15 protein-coding genes are annotated in these 16850 nt (G+C 71.5%); 6 read left to right on the top strand and 9 right to left on the bottom strand.

The window, feature by feature from the left end; all coding sequences use genetic code 11:
* Window positions 1-27: 27 nt before the first annotated feature.
* From OG202_RS14990 to OG202_RS15005, 4 genes are all read right to left on the bottom strand, one after another.
* Window positions 28-1104, bottom strand: a complete 1077-nt coding sequence (locus OG202_RS14990) for a Zn-dependent alcohol dehydrogenase (protein ID WP_326583202.1) — start codon at window positions 1102-1104, stop codon at window positions 28-30.
* A gap of 122 nt (window positions 1105-1226) precedes the next feature.
* A complete protein-coding gene (locus OG202_RS14995) occupies window positions 1227-2087 on the bottom strand; it encodes a MaoC/PaaZ C-terminal domain-containing protein (protein WP_326583201.1) in 861 nt (286 codons plus the stop codon).
* 354 nt (window positions 2088-2441) lie between these two features.
* The gene (locus OG202_RS15000) at window positions 2442-3410 is read right to left on the bottom strand and encodes a hypothetical protein (RefSeq protein ID WP_327729994.1); all 969 of its coding nucleotides are present in this window, start codon (window positions 3408-3410) and stop codon (window positions 2442-2444) included.
* Complete coding sequence (locus OG202_RS15005) at window positions 3407-3955, bottom strand: SigE family RNA polymerase sigma factor (protein ID WP_326583199.1); 549 nt, start codon at window positions 3953-3955, stop codon at window positions 3407-3409. The genes OG202_RS15000 and OG202_RS15005 overlap by 4 nt, the downstream gene beginning before the upstream one ends.
* Window positions 3956-4292: 337 nt before the next feature.
* Here OG202_RS15005 and OG202_RS15010 point away from each other — a divergent pair, with 337 nt between their 5' ends.
* Both OG202_RS15010 and OG202_RS15015 read left to right on the top strand, forming a co-directional pair.
* On the top strand, window positions 4293-5828 hold the full coding sequence (locus OG202_RS15010; protein ID WP_326583198.1) for an MFS transporter: 1536 nt from the start codon (window positions 4293-4295) through the stop codon (window positions 5826-5828).
* A gap of 294 nt (window positions 5829-6122) precedes the next feature.
* The gene (locus OG202_RS15015) at window positions 6123-6797 is read left to right on the top strand and encodes a class I SAM-dependent methyltransferase (protein ID WP_327729993.1); all 675 of its coding nucleotides are present in this window, start codon (window positions 6123-6125) and stop codon (window positions 6795-6797) included.
* 41 nt (window positions 6798-6838) lie between these two features.
* On the opposite strand, the gene OG202_RS15020 is transcribed toward OG202_RS15015, so the two are convergent.
* Window positions 6839-9016: a restriction endonuclease gene (locus tag OG202_RS15020; RefSeq protein ID WP_327729992.1), complete on the bottom strand. Its 2178-nt coding sequence runs from the start codon at window positions 9014-9016 to the stop codon at window positions 6839-6841.
* Window positions 9017-9170: 154 nt separating this feature from the next.
* Window positions 9171-9314: a hypothetical protein gene (locus tag OG202_RS15025; RefSeq protein ID WP_327729991.1), complete on the bottom strand. Its 144-nt coding sequence runs from the start codon at window positions 9312-9314 to the stop codon at window positions 9171-9173.
* Window positions 9315-9449: 135 nt separating this feature from the next.
* Between OG202_RS15025 and OG202_RS15030 the strand changes: the two genes are divergently transcribed.
* The 4 genes from OG202_RS15030 to OG202_RS15050 all read left to right on the top strand — a co-directional run bounded on the left by OG202_RS15030 (window position 9450) and on the right by OG202_RS15050 (window position 13151).
* The gene (locus OG202_RS15030; RefSeq protein WP_327729990.1) at window positions 9450-10430 is read left to right on the top strand and encodes an N-acetylmuramoyl-L-alanine amidase; all 981 of its coding nucleotides are present in this window, start codon (window positions 9450-9452) and stop codon (window positions 10428-10430) included.
* A 381-nt stretch (window positions 10431-10811) separates the two neighbouring features.
* Window positions 10812-11645, top strand: a complete 834-nt coding sequence (locus OG202_RS15040) for a hypothetical protein (protein ID WP_328222886.1) — start codon at window positions 10812-10814, stop codon at window positions 11643-11645.
* 141 nt (window positions 11646-11786) lie between these two features.
* The gene (locus OG202_RS15045; protein WP_327729988.1) at window positions 11787-12797 is read left to right on the top strand and encodes an LLM class F420-dependent oxidoreductase; all 1011 of its coding nucleotides are present in this window, start codon (window positions 11787-11789) and stop codon (window positions 12795-12797) included.
* Between the two features lie 66 nt (window positions 12798-12863).
* Complete coding sequence (locus OG202_RS15050; protein ID WP_328222887.1) at window positions 12864-13151, top strand: hypothetical protein; 288 nt, start codon at window positions 12864-12866, stop codon at window positions 13149-13151.
* Window positions 13152-13367: 216 nt separating this feature from the next.
* On the opposite strand, the gene OG202_RS15055 is transcribed toward OG202_RS15050, so the two are convergent.
* Genes OG202_RS15055 through OG202_RS15065 form a run of 3 tightly spaced genes read right to left on the bottom strand, consistent with a single transcriptional unit; the run spans window position 13368 to window position 16650 of the window.
* A complete protein-coding gene (locus OG202_RS15055; RefSeq protein WP_328222888.1) occupies window positions 13368-14447 on the bottom strand; it encodes a prenyltransferase in 1080 nt (359 codons plus the stop codon).
* Window positions 14444-15208: a class I SAM-dependent methyltransferase gene (locus tag OG202_RS15060; protein WP_326583190.1), complete on the bottom strand. Its 765-nt coding sequence runs from the start codon at window positions 15206-15208 to the stop codon at window positions 14444-14446. Before OG202_RS15060 ends, OG202_RS15055 begins: the two co-directional genes overlap by 4 nt.
* Window positions 15202-16650 carry a glycosyltransferase family 4 protein gene (locus OG202_RS15065; protein ID WP_328222890.1) on the bottom strand — a complete coding sequence of 483 codons (1449 nt, stop codon included), beginning with the start codon at window positions 16648-16650 and terminating at the stop codon, window positions 15202-15204. Before OG202_RS15065 ends, OG202_RS15060 begins: the two co-directional genes overlap by 7 nt.
* Between the last annotated feature and the right edge of the window lie 200 nt (window positions 16651-16850).

Consider the following 16850-nt stretch of genomic DNA (forward strand, 5'->3'; position numbering starts at 1 on the left):
CCCTCTCCTCTCGCACCCGGTCGGTGGTCAGATCTCGATGCAGGTCCGCAGGGCCACCCCGGTCCGCATCTGGTCCAGCGCCTCGTTGATGTCGGAGAGGGGCACGCGGTGCGTGATCAGGCCCGCGAGGTCGATACGGCCGGCCCGCCAGAGGGCGATGGTCCGCTCGTAGGAGCGCAGGACGTCGCCGCCGCCGTACATCGAGGGCAGGATCCGCTTCTCGTCGAAGAACAGCTCGAACATGCTGAGCTGGAGGAAGTCGTCCAGCGCGCCCGCACCGACCACGACGAGTGTGCCGCCGCGCCGGGTGGCCTCGTACGCGGTGCGGGCGGTGGTCGAGCGGCCGACGACCTCGAAGACGTAGTCGAAGCCCTCACCGGCGGTGACGGACTGCTTGGCGTCGGCCAGCTCCTCCGGCGAAATCGCCCTGGTGGCACCGAACTTGAGTGCCGCCTCGCGTCGCGAGACCACCGGGTCGACGGCGACGATCTCGGCGGCACCCTTGAGCCGGGCACCCTGGATCGCGGAGATGCCGACGCCGCCGCAGCCGATGACCGCGACCGACGAACCGGCCTCCACGTCGGCGGTGTTGAGGGCCGCGCCGAGTCCGGTGGTGACGCCGCAGCCGATGAGGGCGGCGATGTCGAAGGGCACGTCGTCCGGTATCGGCACCGCGCAGCCGGCGTCGACGACGACCTCCTCGGCGAAGGTGCCGGTGCCCGCGAAGCCGAAGACGTCGCCGGCGGGCCGTTTGAAGTTGGGCGTACCGGCGTTGAGGAATCCGGCCAGGCAGAGCTGCGTCTGGCCGCGCTTGCAGGCGGGACAGCTGCCGCAGGCGGGCAACCAGCACACGACGACCCGGTCGCCGGGCTTCAAGTTCCGTACGCCTTCTCCGACTTCGACTATCTCGCCGGCTCCCTCGTGCCCGGGGACGAACGGTCCGGGCTGCGGCAGCACCCCGGCCATCGCGGACAGGTCCGAGTGGCACAGCCCCGTGGCCCGCACCCGGATCCTCACCCTGCCCGGCCCGAAGCCCACCGCCTCGACGTCGTCGAGCACGTCGAGCTTGTCCTGGCCGATCTCGTGCAGTACGGCTGCGCGCATGGTGCGGCTCCTCCCGGGAGTACCTGTCCCCTACGGTTGCGCTGAGCTGCTCATTCGTCCGCTCAGTCGTCCGTTCAGTCGTCCGTTCATTCGTGCGCTGGTTCGTCCGCTCGCTCGTCCGCTCATTCGTGCTCGACGAGGGTGTCCGCCAGCACCGGTGCGTCGTCCCGCTCGACGGCGGCCACCGTCACCCGCACCGCGTGGTCGTCCGGCCGCCACATCCGGATGCGGAGGGTCTCGCCCGGGAAGACGACGCCCGCGAAGCGCGTCCCGTACGAGCGGACGCGGCCGACGTCCCCGCCGAGCACCGTGTCCACCACGGCCTTCAACGTCATCCCGTAGGTGCACAGCCCGTGCAGGATCGGCCGGTCGAATCCGGCGCGCCCCGCGAACTCCGGGTCGGCGTGCAACGGGTTCCAGTCTCCGGAGAGGCGGTAGAGCAGCGCCTGGTCCTCACGGACGGCCCGCTCGACCTCCTTGTCGGGTGCGGTGGCCGGCGGTTCCTGCCGGGCGGACGGCCCACGCTCACCGCCCCAACCGCCCTCTCCCCTGACGAAGATCTGCGCCTCGTTGACCCACAACGGCCCCTCGGCGTCGGCGACCTCGGTCCGCATCACGAGGACGGCCGCCTTGCCCTTGTCGTACACCGCCGCCACGCGCGAGGTCGCGGTCGCCCGCCCCTCGACGGGGATCGGCCGATGGAGCTCGACGCGCTGGCCGCCGTGCAGGACCTTGGCGAGGTCGACGTCGACGCCGGGGGCGTTCAGGCCGCCGATCACGTCCGGCGAGCCCGCGCCCGCGACGGTCGCGAAGCTCGGCAGGACGTGCAGCCGGGACTCCAGCGTGTAGCGCAGCTCGTCGGGGTCGGTCGCGGGGATGCCGGCGCCGATACCGAGGTGATAGAGCAGGACGTCCTTACGACTCCACGCGATCTCGGCGGAGCGGGGCTCGGCCGCGAGCGCCTTGGCTGCGTCGATGGGCATGGGGCTCCTGGGCGGTGTGGGGCGGGGGGCCGCCGGGGGTCAGAGGTTCGATGCCGGGTGGCGGGTGACTTGGGCTGAGGAACCTCGGTACGACCGTCCGCACCAGCGGCCGCACCGAGGTCGTCACGACCGACCCGGAACCCGCCCACCTAGAACGCGTTCCAGTCCGGCGAACCTCTGTATAGCCGAGCCACGTGCACATGTGAAGACTCCTGACAGTACGTCAGATTCGCGCCTTCCGCCCGGCACCCAGCCCGTCGAGCTCCCCGCCACCCGGCGCACCCACGGCCTCCCCCATCTCCCCCCGTCATCCGCTCGGCCGGTCACCCGGCCCGCCGTCGGCGCCGCCGTTTCCTACTCCGTCACCTCCGCCGACCGGTACCCCACCCCCTCCGGCGCCAGCGCCACGAACCAGCTCGCCCGGGCGCCCTTCACCTCGACGATGCGGGGGTTGCGCAGGTCCGCGTGCCAGCCGTCGTCCCGGTTGCGCTGGACGTCGACGAAGGTGCCGTCGGACCAGGTGACGCGCACTTTCTGGGCGGTGGGGGCGACCTGGCCGATGACGAGGCGCTTGGGGGTGCCGTCCTTGTCCCAGTCGCCGGTGCGCAGGACCGTCGCGTAGGCCACCAGGTCCGTGCCCGAGAAGGTGTCCGCCTCGCCGTCGATCAGCGCGACCGTCCGGTCCTCGCCCACCGTCAGATGCACGAAGTGCCAGCTCTCGCCCACGAGGTCGGCGGCTCCGTCCACGCCCGTCGGCACGTCCCCGAACAGGCCCATCGCGGCAAGCCGCTCGGAGGCCTCCTTCTTGTTCTTCGGCGCGTCCCAGACGTCGATCGCCACCCGCCAGACCGTGCCCTGATCCCGCCCCTCGGCCAGGGTGCTCCGCCACGGCTCGTTCCTGATCCGGGCGTCGGCAGTCGCCACCTCCGTCGGCACCGGGGCCGTCGCCGCCGGCACCACCCGTCCCCGGCCGTCGTCCGTCACCGCCAGCGCCAGTGTCCCCGTGGTGCCGCCGATCACCACGGCCGCGGCAGCGGCTACCGCCCAGCGGCGGGCCTTGCGGCGCCGGCCTCCCCGTACGACCGCCTGGTAGGGAGCTATACCGATCTCCGCCTCGTCGGCCGCGTCCGCCAGGAGGAAGGCGATGTCTCTCTCCAGCGCGGTGCTGTGCGCGAGGTCGTGGTGCGAGAGGTCGCGGTGCGAGAGGTCGTGGTGCGTGCTGTCGCCGTGCTTCATCTGCTGGTTCGCCTTCCCGTCAACGCCTTCCGCGCGTTCCGTGCCATCCGCGCCGTCCATGTCGGCCGAGCCATCCGCGTTCCTCACTTGCGACCCCCCTGCGTCACCATCTCCGCCAGTCCCGGTATGGCGCGGAGCTTCGCGATCCCCTTCGCCGCGTTGCTCTTCACCGTGCCCACGGAACAGCCCATCGCCTCCGCCGTCCGGCCCTCGCTCAGGTCCTCCCAGTACCGCAGGACCACGGCTTCGCGCTGGCGCGGCGGCAGTTGGGACAGGGCCGTCAGCAGGGCGCTGCGGTCGTCGGCCTGGGCGATGCGGTCGCCGCTGTCGGGGAGCTCGGGCACGAGGTCCGAGTCGCTCCGGGGCGCCAGGAACTCCTTGAGGCGTCTGCGGTGCTTGCGCGCGTGGGCGTTGATCATCACGCGCCGTACGTAGGCGTCCGGGTCGTCCGTCGAGCCGACGCGGCGCCAGGCCACGTACACCTGCTCCAGCGTCGTCTGGACCAGGTCCTCCGCGGCGTGCTGCTCCCCCGTCAGGAGAAACGCCGTACGCATCAGCCGTGGCCAGCGGCCGACGAGGAAGCTCTGGAACCCCTCGTCCCGAGCGTCCCTGACCTGCTTCCGATCCCCCATGAGCACCTCCTAGATGCTGTTAACAGTCCATGAGGGCGCGGATCCGTTGCCTCGTCCCGCGAGAAATCTCCAGGCCCGACGACCGCCCTGGTCAGCCGCCCTGGGGTCAGCTGCCTGACCAGCCGCCTTTGACCAGCCCTTCGGCCAGTCGCCTCGACGACCCGCCCCGACGATCCGTCACTTCCCCATGAGCGGGTCAAGTTTTCGTTAGTCACTCAAAACAACGGAATAGTTGCCCAGGCGCACGAGGTTCAGACGACATCTACCGTCACCGTCGTCACCGTCACCGTCACCGTCACCGTCACCGTCACCGTCACCGGCCAGGAGGCCCCGCTCCATGACCCAACCGCACACACCGCAGACGACCGGTCGGCCCACCACGAGAGCGACGAGCACCAGCGGAGCGCTCGTCCCGGTGCTGGCCTTCGCGGGGATCGTGGTCGCGGTGATGCAGACCCTGCTGGTCCCGGTGATCAAGGATCTCCCTCAGCTGCTGGACACCTCTCCCAGCAACGCGACCTGGGTGCTGACCTCGACCCTGCTGTCCGGCGCCGTGGCCACGCCGATCATGGGCCGTCTCGGCGACCTCTACGGCAAGCGCCGCATGCTGCTCGTCAGCCTGGCCGTGATGGTGGTCGGCGCGCTGATCAGCGCTTTCACCAGCGCGCTCGTTCCGATGATCGTCGGCCGTACGCTCCAGGGCGTCGCCATGGGCGCGATCCCGCTGGGCATCGGCCTGATGCGTGACGAACTGCCCCGCGAACGCCTCGGCTCCGCCATGGGCCTGATGAGTTCGTCCATCGGCGTCGGCGGCGGACTCGCGCTGCCGCTCGCCGCCGCGGTCGCCCAGAACACCGACTGGCACGTCCTCTTCTTCGGCGCCGCCGGCCTCGGTGTCCTCTCCATCGTGCTGACCCTCGTCGCCGTACCGGAGACGAAGACGCGTGCGAAGGGCACCTTCGACCACCTCGGTGCGTTCGGCCTCTCCCTCGGCCTCGTCCTCTTCCTCCTGCCGATCACCAAGGGCAGCGACTGGGGCTGGACCTCCGCGACCACGCTCGGCCTGTTCGGGGCGTCGGCCCTGGTCCTGCTGCTCTGGGGCGTTCTGGAGCTGCGTATCCCCGCGCCGCTGGTCGATCTGCGCACCACCGCCCGCCGCGAGGTACTCCTCACCAACCTCGCCTCGATCATGGTCGGCGTCTCCTTCTACGTCGTCTCCCTCGTCCTGCCGCAGCTCCTCCAGCTGCCCTCCTCCACCGGCTACGGCCTCGGGCAGTCGATGATCGTCGCGGGCCTGTGCGTGGCTCCGCTCGGCCTGACGATGATGTTCACCGCGCCGGTCTACGCCCGGATCTCCGCCAAGTACGGGCCCAGGAGCACCCTCATCCTGGGTCTGCTGATCATCGCGGTCGGCTACGGCGCGGGCCTCGGCCTGATGAGCGCCGCCTGGCAGACCGTGATCGTGTCGGTGGTCCTGGGCGCGGGCATCGGCCTCGCCTACTCCTCACTCCCGGCGCTGATCATCGGCGCCGTCGACCCGTCCGAGACGGGTGCGGCGAACGGGCTCAACACGCTCATGCGTTCCATCGGTACGTCCGTGTCGAGCGCCGTCATCGGCATGGTGCTGGCCAACACCGCGAACCAGGTGGGCGGCGTCGCGGTCCCGACCATGCACGGGTTCCGCGTCTCCTTCCTCATCGCCACGGCCGCGGTCGCCGTCGGCCTCCTCCTCGCCTTCTTCCTCCCGAGCCGCCGTCCCACGCTGACGCTCCGCGCGAGCAGCGAGGGTGGGACCGGGGGGATCCAGGGCAGCGACGCGGACACCAGGGAGGACAGGACAGCCGTCGCCCGCGAGGCCGAGCGTATTTCCTGACCTGGCCGCCCCTTCGCCCTCATCCGCGGGCCGGTGGGGGCTGGTCGCGCAGTTCCCCGCGCCCCTAAGGGCCTACGGCCCTTGCGGGCCGAATAAGCACGGGGCGCAGCCCCTGCGCACCCGCACCCGCACCCGCACCCGCACCCGCACCCGCACCCGCACTCGCCAACCGACCGAAGCCCCCGAACCCTCCCGCCCGTCACCGCATGGCAGCATGGGGCGCCCCCAACGGCATACGGCCCGAGCGCTCGTGCGTCAGGGCACGGCCAGCGCGTACGACGACACGGAGGACCCATGTCCGCGGCACCCAACCCCCCGGCCACGCCGGCGCCCAAGCCGGAGATTCTCCGCGCCTTCGAGTCGGCGAAGGGGTTCATGCCGGTCGGCGAGGGGCTGGCGTTGTACGCGGCGGCGGTGGAGGCGGGGCGGCTGGGGCTGCCGTTGCTGGAGGTGGGGACGTACTGCGGTCGGTCGACGATCCTGTTGGCCGATGCCGCCCGTGAGGCGGGGGTCACCGCGATCACGGTCGACCATCACCGGGGCAGCGAGGAGCAGCAGCCTGGCTGGGAGTACCACGACGAGTCCACCGTCGACCCCGAGGTGGGCCGGATGGACACGCTCCCCACCTTCCGCCGCACCCTCCACAAGGCGGGCCTGGAGGACCACGTCGTCGCGGTCGTCGGCCGTTCCCCGCAGGTCGCCGCCTTCTGGGGCACCCCCGTCGGCCTCGTCTTCGTCGACGGCGGCCACACCGACGAGCACGCCACCGCCGACTACGAGGGCTGGGCCCCGCACGTCGCCCCGGACGGCCTCCTCGTCATCCACGACGTCTTCCCCGACCCGGAGGACGAGTTCACCGGGCAGGCCCCGTACCGCGTCTACCTCCGCGCCCTCGCCTCCGGCGCCTTCACGGAGGTCTCGGCGACGGACTCGCTGCGGGTGCTGCGGCGTACGGGCCCGGGAATCTGAGAGCCGTACGGGCCCGGGAATCCGAGGGCCGTACGGCCGCCCTACGCCACCTCTATGCCGTAGTCCTGGACCAGTTCCTCCAGGCCGCCCCGGTACCCCTTGCCGCCGATGACGAAGTCCCAGTCGCCGTTGGCGCGGCGGCGGAAGGAGCCGAGGGTGAGTGCCGTTTCCGCGGCGCGGCCGTCGGAGACGTCCAGGCGGCCCTGTTCGGCGCGGGAGGGGTCCAGGAGGCGGATGCCGGCGTCGGTGAATCCGGAGAGGTCGGCGTCGGGGTTCACGGCCGGGTCGATCGCGGCCACGAGGACGAGGCGGTCCGCCTCCGCCGGCAGCGCGTCGAAGGAGACCCGGATCGCCGCCTTGTCGGGATCGGTCGGCGGGACGGCGCGGACCGTCCCGTCGGGGGTGCGGGCGTTGTTGTAGAACACGAAGTGGTCGTCGCTGAGGACCCGGTTGCCGTGGCAGACGAGCGCGCAGACGTCCAGGGCGACGCCGCCGGTCCAGTACATACCGAGGACGCTGTCGTCGACCTGGTCGGCTCTCCCGCCCGCGCCCGGATCCGCGCTGCCGCCCGCGACGCCGGGGTCCGCCCCACCGCCCCACGGGTCCGCCGGGGTCCGCTGGGCGGGCAGCACCACGGTGGGATCGGTCGAGGACACGGGAGCCGGAGCGGCGCGTTCGCCCGTCCCCAAACGCCCCCGGAGTCCGTGCCGGTGGAGCAGGTCGACGAGTTCGCGGCCCGAGACCAGCTCCAGCGGTTTGCCGTTGGCGAAGGTGTGGGAGCCGGGACCGAACTTGGACGTCGTCACCAGGACGCCCTTGTTGGCGCCGGCGTCCTGGACCGTGCCGTAGAGGTCACGGACGGCGGTCGGCGGGACGGTGTTGCGGTAGCGCTTGACCTGCACGACGATCTTGCCGCCGCGGATCGGGGTCGGGTCCAGGGCGTCGACGTCCACCCCGCCGTCGTTCGAGCGCTGGGTCGTCACCGCCTGCATGCCCATGGCCCGGAAGAGCTCCGCGACCAGTGCCTCGAAGGCGAGGGGGTCCATCTCCAGCAGGTCGGGCTCGTCCTCGCCGCCGTGGGTGACGACGCCGTTGCCCACGTCGTCGGGCCTGCGCCCGGGGCGGACGGGGGTGCGCTGGTCCGGGCGCGCCGACAGCCGGCCCCGGAGCCCGTCCGTCAGGCAGTCGACGGCGCTCACCTGCTCCAGGCGCAGCCCGGCGAACACCGGCCGGGGCACCACGACGGTCGCCAGGAAGATCTGCGCGCGGCGGCCGGTCGCCGGGTCGTGGTCGTCCACGAAGCCGTTCAGGACGACCGAGTCCAGCGCGCCGAACTCGTCGGCCGCGAAGAGGTCGTGGAGCACCAGAAGGGCGCACTGCGCGAGGACGTCCCGGTAGAGGGCCCGCCGCTGGGTGACCGGGCGCGGGCGCTCCTTGTCCTGGTCGACGCTCGGCATGTAGACGACGGTCTTCGCCTCGGGGACGACGTCGTACCGGGGCAGCTCCCAGTCCAGGACCAGTTGCCGGGCCGCCGAGTCGTACGCGGCACAGACGCCCCGGGGGAAGCCGTCGGGCCAGGCGGCCGAGGCGTAGAGGGCGGCGGAGAAGTAGTCGACGGCGGCTTCCGGATCGCCGTCGCGCAGCGCCGTCGCCATCTGCGCGAGCCCGGCGTTGTGCCGCCGGATCTCCGCCCGCTGTCCTTCCGCCCACTGCTCGTACTGCCGCTGATACCGGTCCAGTTGACGCTGTCGCTGCGCCTCGGCGGCCTGGGCCGCGTGCCAGTCGTGCTCGAACCGGGCGCGCGCCTCGGCCTGTGCCTGCGCGCGGCGCTGGGCGGTCCAACCGCCCTGTGCCTGGAAGTGGTTGGGCTCCGGCATGGGCACCGGCTGGGCGAGTGGCCCCGGCGAGAACGGCTCCAGCCGTTCCGGACGGGTCAGGGACGCGGCCCGGAACGCCGGGGCCCGGCAGCCCGCGACCAACAGCCCCTCCAGGGCTTGGACCTGCGCGTCCAGTTCCTCCGTGCGCCGCCGCGCCTCCGCCTCGCGCTGCTGCCGGTACGCCGCCTGCTGCTCCCGCTGGCTGCGTGCCACCTCCCGCTGGTACGCGCGCTGTTGGCGCTCGTACTCGCGCTGCTGCCGGGCCCGTTCCTCCGACTGACGCTGCTGCTGGCGTTGTGCCTCGGCCCAGATCCCGGCCAACCCGTTGGAGCGACGACTCATACGCTACAGGCCCTCCCACCGGAGCCCACCGACCGCGCGACGAAGCCCCGCCCCCACAACCAGACGTAACCGGACGACTTTATCCCGCGACGGCGCTCACGCCTACCGCTGGTCAGGAGCGTGCCCGGCGGTCACGCAGTTCGTCCGCCGATACCTAGCCCACGTACCGGACGAGCAGGTAGACGGCGGCCGCCACGACGACGATCACGGCGGCGACGGCGGGCCGGTGGGCCCGCTCGGACAGATCCTCGTACTCTGGCCCGCCGACGACCGGCCGGTCCAGCCCGGGACGGGACACCGACGGCGATACGGCCCGCGTCCCGCCCGAGTGCCTCGTCGGCCGCCACGCGGAGCCGGGTGCGGACCGTCGGCAGCGCCACGCGGAGCCGGGTGCGGACCGTCGGCACGGGGCCCGACCCGTAAGGTGGCAGGCGTGTCGTACGTAGGCCCGGACTTCGATCCGCCCCAGCCCCGCCGGTCGCCCCTTCGCCGTCCGCTGACCGTGGCGGTGGCCTCGGTCGTGGTGGGGGCGGTGGCCGGGTGGGGTGTCTGGCAGGCCGTCGGGGACTCCGCGGACGGCGGATCGGGCAGCGTGGCGGGCCCGCAGACCCGGTCGGCGGGCACTCCGCCGACGTCCCCCGACCCGTCCGGCGGGCCGACCGCCTCCGACGACGGCAAGGACAGGAAGGACAGCGAGAAGGCGAGCCCCTCCGGTTCCGCCTCCGCGCCCGCCGCCACCGGCCCCCTCAAGGGCAAGGTCGTCGTCATCGACCCCGGTCACAACCCCGGCAACTTCCAGCACACCAACGAGATCAACCGCAAGGTGGACATCGGGACGAACGCCAAGGAGTGCGACACGACGGGGACGACCACCAACGACGGTTACATGGAAGCCAAGTTCACGCTGGACGTCTCCCGGCGGCTGCGGACACTCCTCGAACAGGAGGGCGCCACGGTGAAGTTCACCCAGGACGGCGACCGGTCCTGGGGTCCGTGCATCGACGAGCGGGCGCGGATCGGCAACGAGGCGAAGGCGGACGCGGTGGTGTCGATCCACGCGGACGGCTCCGGCGCGGGCAACCGCGGCTTCCATGTGATCCTGCCGGGCTCGGTGAACGAGGGCGCCGCCGACACCCGGCCCATCGTCGCCCCCTCCCGTGACCTCGGCGAGCGCGTCGCCGGCTACTTCGTCCGCGCCACCGGCAGCGCCCCCTCCAACTACGTCGGCGACGGCACCGGCCTCGTCACCCGCACCGACCTCGGCGGCCTCAACCTCTCCACCGTCCCCAAGGTGTTCATCGAGTGCGGCAACATGCGCGACAGCAAGGACGCCGCCCAGCTCACCAGCGGAGCCTGGCGACAGAAAGCGGCCCGGGGAATCTCGGACGGCATCACGAGCTTCCTCAAAAATTGAACAACTCTCCCCCGGGGAGAACTCCGCCGCTTACTCGAAGTACCGCGGAACGAAGTGCGGGCGGTCTCAATCTGTCAACAGTTCCCGCTGTGTTCATCACGCGCACCGTGATGCGCGATATCCATGACGCGGCACCGTTGACCAGCGGTGCCTGGCGGCAGACAGCGGTGCGGGAAAACTCTGCGGGAATCGTGGGTTTCCTGCGAGGGTAGCGGGCGGGTCGTGATCATCGGGATGATCCCGGCGGACACCCACATCGGTCGGACGATAGTGTCGTCCCTACGATGAGGGGCCACCCCCGCGCTTCCCACCACGGCCTGACGGCGACATGGTGACGGCGACGCCTCCACCGATGACGAGACGACTGACGAAGGACCTGAAGTGAATATCCGCTCCCTCACCAGAGGCGACGGCGTCGTGATCGGAGCAGCGGTATTGCTGTTCATCGCGTCGTTCCTCGACACGTTCGACGGCTCCGGCGACGACGTACCCAATGCCTGGGACAACCTCGGCTTGGTGATGAGCATGTACGTCGCCGGCATCGTCGGTGCGGCGCTGATCGTCATCGCCCGTGCGCTGCCGCAGCCGCCCAAGGTCATCGGCCTGGATGTCGGCCAGCTCGGGGTGGCGCTGACCATCTTCGCCGCGTGGACCTCGTTCTGGTCCATCATCGACCCGTTCGGAGCGATGGAGGAGCTCTTCGGCACCTTCGGCGGCTCGGAGCCCGACTCCGGCGCCGGTCTCATCCTCGGTCTGATCGCCTGCCTGCTCCTGGCCGCCGCGGCCGTCGCCACCCCGCTCGTCCCCGCCCTCAAGGCCGCCCTCGTCGGGGCCCCGCGGCCGGCCGCGCCGCAGCCCTACGGTGGTCAGCCGTCCGGTGGTTACGGCTACCCGGGTGCCGGTGCGCAGGCGCCGTTCGGTGCGGGTCAGCCGCAGCCCGGTCAGCCGGGGCCGGGGGCTCCGTTCGGTGGCGCTCCGCAGCAGCAGGCGGCTGCGGCGCCGCAGCCGCCGGCCGGTGACTTCTCGCCGTTCTGGTTCGCGGTGCCGGTGGCCCGGCCGCTGTTCGCCGAGGACGGTTCGCAGTCGACGATCGCCGAACTGGCGCCGGGCACCTGGTACCTGGCGGTCGAGCAGCGCGGCCCCAGCCTGGTGGCCCAGACGCAGGACGGCCGTCGCGGCGTCCTGCAGGACACCAGCGGCATCCAGCGCGGCTGATCACCTCGCCGTACGAGCCCGTACAAGCCGCACGAGCCCGTACAAGCCCTACGAACGGCCCCTCGCTCTTCCGAGCGGGGGGCCGTTGTCGTACAGTCGCCTCCCGCCCGAACAGCTGACGTACCGTCAGGAGGCAGGCGTATGCGGCTCGGTCTGGCACTCGGTTACTGGGGGCGCGGCCCCTCGGCGGACCACGTCCCGCTCGCGCGGGAGGCGGAGCGGCTCGGCTACGACTCGGTGTGGACCGCCGAGTCGTGGGGCTCGGACGCCTTCACCCCGCTCACCTGGATCGCGGCGCACACCTCAAGGATCAAGCTGGGTACGGCGGTTGCGCAGATGGCCGCCCGGTCGCCCACCACCACCGCGATGCACGCCCTGACCCTGGACCATCTCTCCGGCGGGCGCGCCCTCCTCGGTCTCGGGCTGTCCGGGCCGCAGGTCGTCGAGGGCTGGTACGGGCGCCCGTTCCCGAGGTCCCCGCTGACCGCGACCAGGGAGTACGTCGACGTAGTACGCCAAGTCCTCAGGCGGGAGGCCCCTGTTGAGCTGGACGGGCGCTTCCACCCCCTCCCGTACGACGGTCCGGACGGCACCGGCGTCGGCAAGGCGCTGAAGTCGATCACCCACCCCCTCCGCGCCGGTCTGCCCGTCCTGCTCGGGGCCGAGGGGCCGAAGAACATCGCGCAGACGACCCGGATCGCGGACGGCTGGCTGCCGTTGTACTGGTCGCCGACCCGGGCCGATGTCTACGAGGCCTCGTTGACCGACGTCCCGGACGGCTTCCTCATCGCGCCCATGGCCCGGGCGAAGGTCTGCGACGACGTCGCCGAGGGGCTGTTGCCCGTGAAGGCCATGCTCGGCTTCTACATCGGCGGGATGGGACACGCCAAGCGCAACTTCCACGCCGACCTCATGGCCCGCATGGGGTACGAGGAGGAGGCCCGGCACATCCAGCGGCTCTTCCTCGACGGGCGGCGCGAGGAGGCCGTGCTCGCCGTGCCGGACGCTTTCGCGGACGAGATCTCACTCGTCGGGCCGCGCGAACGGATCGCGGAGCGGCTGGAGTTGTGGCGGAAGGGGCCGGTGACGGATCTGCTGGTCCTCGCTCCGGACCCGCACACGCTGCGCGTGCTGGCCGAGCTCAACTCCTGAGGCTCCTTGCTCAACTCCTGAGGACCCTTGAGGTTTCATCGAAGCCGGGCGGGCAACCCGTACGGCATGTCTCGATATAGCGGCTCCAATCAGGCGGGCCGGGTCATAGCGATCGTCGCCGACATCATGGCGTTCATCCTCGGCCTGTGGATCCTGATGTACCTGCTGGACGCGAACGGCACGAACGACTTCGTGCAGTTCGTCCATGACGCGGCCCGCTGGCTCGCCAGCTGGTCACACGACCTGTTCACCTTCGACGAGCAGTGGGCCAGGGTTGTGGCCGGGTATGGCCTGGCGGCCGTCGTGTACCTGTTCGTGGGGCATGCGATCGCCAACCGGATGCACCGCCACTGAGTGCTCCGCACGGCGCGGGAGAGCGCGGGAGAGCTCGGGAGGTCGGGGTTGTGGGGCGGGTGCGGGTCGGTTGTGGTTGCTCGCGCGGTTCCCCGCGCCCCTGAAAAGCGCGGGGCGAGCCCGGGTGCTTCAGGGGCGCGGGGAACCGCGCGGCCGGCCCCCACTCACCCGCGCGTGCCCCTCAACAGCACGTCCCCTTCCACAGCACTCGGAGTTTCAACAGCACTCGGAGTCATCGAAGTCGTCCAGCCCGCGCGGCAGGCGCTCCCCGCCGAAGACCGCGCATGTCGCCTCGTCGCCGCCCAGCGCGGCGACGGCCAGCAACAGGGATCCCGCGGTCCAGGAGGTTAGTTCCTCGGGCCAGACGGCCTGGTCCTCGAAGACGTACCCCGTCCAGTACAGGCCGGAGTCCGCGTCGCGGAGGTGCTGGATCGACTGGAGGATCTCCAGGGCGCGGTCGGACTCGCCCATCGCCCAGAGGGCCAGGGCCAGTTCGGCCGACTCGCCGCCCGTCACCCACGGGTTGGGGATCACGCAGCGGACACCGAAGCCGGGCACGACGAACCGGTCCCACCCTTCCTCGACACGGGACTTGGCCTCGGTGCCGGTGAGCGCGCCGCCGAGCACCGGGTAGTACCAGTCCATCGAGTAGCGGTCCTTGTCGAGGAACCGCTCGGGGTGCCGGCGTATCGCGTGCCGCAGCGCGCCGACCGCCAACTCCCAGTCCGGCTGCGGCTCTTCGCGCTGATCGGCGATCGCGAGCGCACAGCGCAGCGCGTGATGGATCGACGAACTGCCCGTGAGCAGGGCGTCGTTCACCGGCGTGCCGTCGTCCTCGCGCTTCCAGCCGATCTGGCCGCCCGGCTGCTGGAGCCGCAGGACGCACTCGATCGCCGCCTGGACGGCGGGCCACATGCGGTCGAGGAAGGTGTCGTCGCCGGTGGCGAGGTAGTGGTGCCAGACCCCGACGGCGATGTACGCGACGAAGTTGGTCTCGCGGCCCCGGTCGGTGACCTCGGCGGCGTCCCCGTCGGCGTACGCGGCGTACCAGGAGCCGTCCTCGTTCTGGTGCCGGCGCAGCCACTCGTAGGCGCGCTCGGCGGCCTCGTGCTCACCGGCCGCGTCCAGGGCCATGGCGGCCTCGGTGTGGTCCCACGGGTCGAGGTGGTGCCCGCGGAACCACGGGATGGCACCGTCCGCCCGCTGCACCGCGAGGATGCCGCGCACGGTGGCGGCGGCCTGCTCGGCGGTGAGGACCCCGGGCAGGACCAGGTGTTCTGTCCGGGGCGTCGTCACTTGGTGTCCGCCCCGGCCTTGGTCCCGGCTTCCCCGGAGATCCGGGGAAGGTGCGGTTTGGTCGCGTAGGCCACGAAGCTCTTGCCGATCAGCGGGTTCAGCGCCTCCTCGGCGACCCGGGTGGCCAGCGGCTTCTTCATGATGTCCCAGACCAGCAGCTTGTGGTACGCCCGCACGGGCAGCGCCTTGTCGTTGTCGACGCCGAACGCGCACTTCAGCCACCAGTACGGCGAGTGCAGGGCGTGCGCGTGGTGGGTGCCGTACGGCTTGAGGCCCGCTTCGCGGATCTTGCCCAGCAGTTCGTCCGCCTTGTAGATGCGGATGTGGCCGCCCTCGACCTCGTGGTACGCGTCGGAGAGCGCCCAGCAGACCTTCTCGGGGCCGTAGCGCGGGACGGTGATGGCTATGCGGCCGCCGGGCTTCAACACCCGGACCATCTCGGCGAGTACGCCCTTGTCGTCGGGGATGTGCTCCATCACCTCGGAGATGATGACGACGTCGAAGGACTCGTCGGGGAAGGGCAGTGCGAGGGCGTCGCCCTCCATCGCGGTGGCGGTCGCGCCCTCCGGGGCCTCCCCGGCCTCCTTCATCGCCGCGAACCACTTGGCGACCTCGCGGATCTCCTCGCCGTTCTGGTCGAGGGCCACGACCTGGGCGCCGCGCCGGTAGCACTCGAAGGCGTGCCGGCCCGCTCCACAGCCGAGATCCAGGACCCGGTCCCCCGGGGCGAGCGGGAACCGGGAGAAGTCGACGGTCAGCACGTGGCCCTGCTTTCGCGGTTGGTTTCGCGGTTTGCTTCAACTGCTTCTTCGACGGCGTCGACAGCCTCGTGGGCCGCTTCGGCGTCATGGGCTGGAAGGGTCCGGTCGGCCGCCGGGCGCCCTTCGGCGCGGGCGATCGCCTCGCGGTAGTGGGCCACCGTGCCCTCGGCGGCCCGGGCCCAGGTGAACCGCTGGAGCACCCGCTCGCGTCCCGCGCGGCCGAGCCGCCGCCGGAGTGCGGGGTCACCGAGGAGCCGGCTGAGCCCGGCGGCCAGGGCGCCCGGGTCGCCCGGGGGCACCGCGAGGCAGGTCTCGCCGTCGGGTCCGGCGACCTCCGGTATGGCCCCGCCGGTCGTGGCGACCAGCGGCGTACCGGTGGCCATGGCCTCGGCGGCGGGCAGCGAGAACCCCTCGTACAGCGAGGGGACGCAGGCGACCTCGGCCGAGCGGACCAGGTCGACCAGTTCGGCGTCCGAGATGCCCTTGACGAAGTCGACGGCGCCTTCGAGGCCGTACCGCTCGACGGCCTGGGCGACCGGGCCCTCGGTGGGCCGCTTGCCGACGACGACCAGGTGGGCGGTGGGGTGCTCGGTGCGCACCTTGGCGAGCGCCTCGACGAGGAAGACGAGCCCCTTGAGCGGCACGTCGGCGCTGGAGGTGGTGACGATCCGGCCCGGCACCTGGGCCACGGCCGGATTCGGCGAGAAGAGGTCGGTGTCGGCGCCGATGTGCACGACGTGCATACGGTCGTCGCGTACGCCGAGGTGGTCGACGATCTCCTGGCGGGAGGTGCCGGAGACGGTGAGCACGGACGGCAGTCGCCGCGCGACCCGCTTCTGCATGCGGGTGAACGCGTACCAGCGGCGTACGGACATCCGTCGCTGCCAGCCCTCGGCCGCGTCCAGCTCCAACTGCCGGTCGACGGTGATGGGGTGGTGGATGGTGGTGACGAGGGGCGCGCCCACGTCCCCCAACAGCCCGTAGCCGAGGGTCTGGTTGTCGTGGACGACGTCGAACTCGCCGCGCCGGGCGCGCAGATGGCGGCGGGCGCGGAGGGAGAAGGTCAGGGGCTCGGGGAAGCCGCCGGTCCACATCGTCGCCACTTCGAGGGCGTCGACCCAGTCGCGGTACTCGTCCCGCTTGGGGGTGCGGAAGGGGTCGGGCTGCCGGTAGAGGTCGAGGCTGGGCAGTTCGGTGAGCGTGATCCCGCCCGGGCCGTCGGCCGGGACGGCGTCGTCGTCGAGCACCGGGTAGGGCTGGGAGCCGATCACCTCGACCCGATGGCCGAGCCGTGCCAGCTCGCGCGAGAGATGCCGTACGTAGACGCCCTGTCCCCCGCAGAACGGGTTCCCTTTATAGGTGAGGAGCGCGATGTCGAGCGGTCGCCCGCCGTCCGCAGCGAGGTCATGCCGAGACCCCGCCTGACTGGCCTCAGCGGTCACTCCTGGCCCCCTTCTCACTGCGATTTCCCGTGAGATTACGACGAGACGGTAATCTAGAACAAGTTTCAGAGTTGATCGTTCAAGAGGCTCTGAATCTACCGGCTGGTAGAACCGCTGTGAGGGGTGGATCAGGTGATTCACGCCACGGCAGGCGCCCTGGCATGCTATTTGATCGCATACCCTCACCGACCGTCACGACT

The sequence above is a fragment of the Streptomyces sp. NBC_00310 genome (genome assembly GCF_036208085.1).
Classification (GTDB): Bacteria; Actinomycetota; Actinomycetes; order Streptomycetales; family Streptomycetaceae; genus Streptomyces.

Excerpts from the sequence above, each read along its gene's own strand:
- OG202_RS14990 (WP_326583202.1), bottom strand. The coding sequence starts at position 1,104 with ATGCGCGCAGCCGTACTGCACGAGATCGGCCAGGACAAGCTCGACGTG.
- OG202_RS15005 (WP_326583199.1), bottom strand. The coding sequence starts at position 3,955 with ATGGGGGATCGGAAGCAGGTCAGGGACGCTCGGGACGAGGGGTTCCAG.
- OG202_RS15045 (WP_327729988.1), top strand. The coding sequence starts at position 11,787 with ATGCGGCTCGGTCTGGCACTCGGTTACTGGGGGCGCGGCCCCTCGGCG.
- OG202_RS14995 (WP_326583201.1), bottom strand. The coding sequence starts at position 2,087 with ATGCCCATCGACGCAGCCAAGGCGCTCGCGGCCGAGCCCCGCTCCGCC.
- OG202_RS15015 (WP_327729993.1), top strand. The coding sequence starts at position 6,123 with ATGTCCGCGGCACCCAACCCCCCGGCCACGCCGGCGCCCAAGCCGGAG.
- OG202_RS15010 (WP_326583198.1), top strand. The coding sequence starts at position 4,293 with ATGACCCAACCGCACACACCGCAGACGACCGGTCGGCCCACCACGAGA.
- OG202_RS15020 (WP_327729992.1), bottom strand. The coding sequence starts at position 9,016 with ATGAGTCGTCGCTCCAACGGGTTGGCCGGGATCTGGGCCGAGGCACAA.
- OG202_RS15050 (WP_328222887.1), top strand. The coding sequence starts at position 12,864 with ATGTCTCGATATAGCGGCTCCAATCAGGCGGGCCGGGTCATAGCGATC.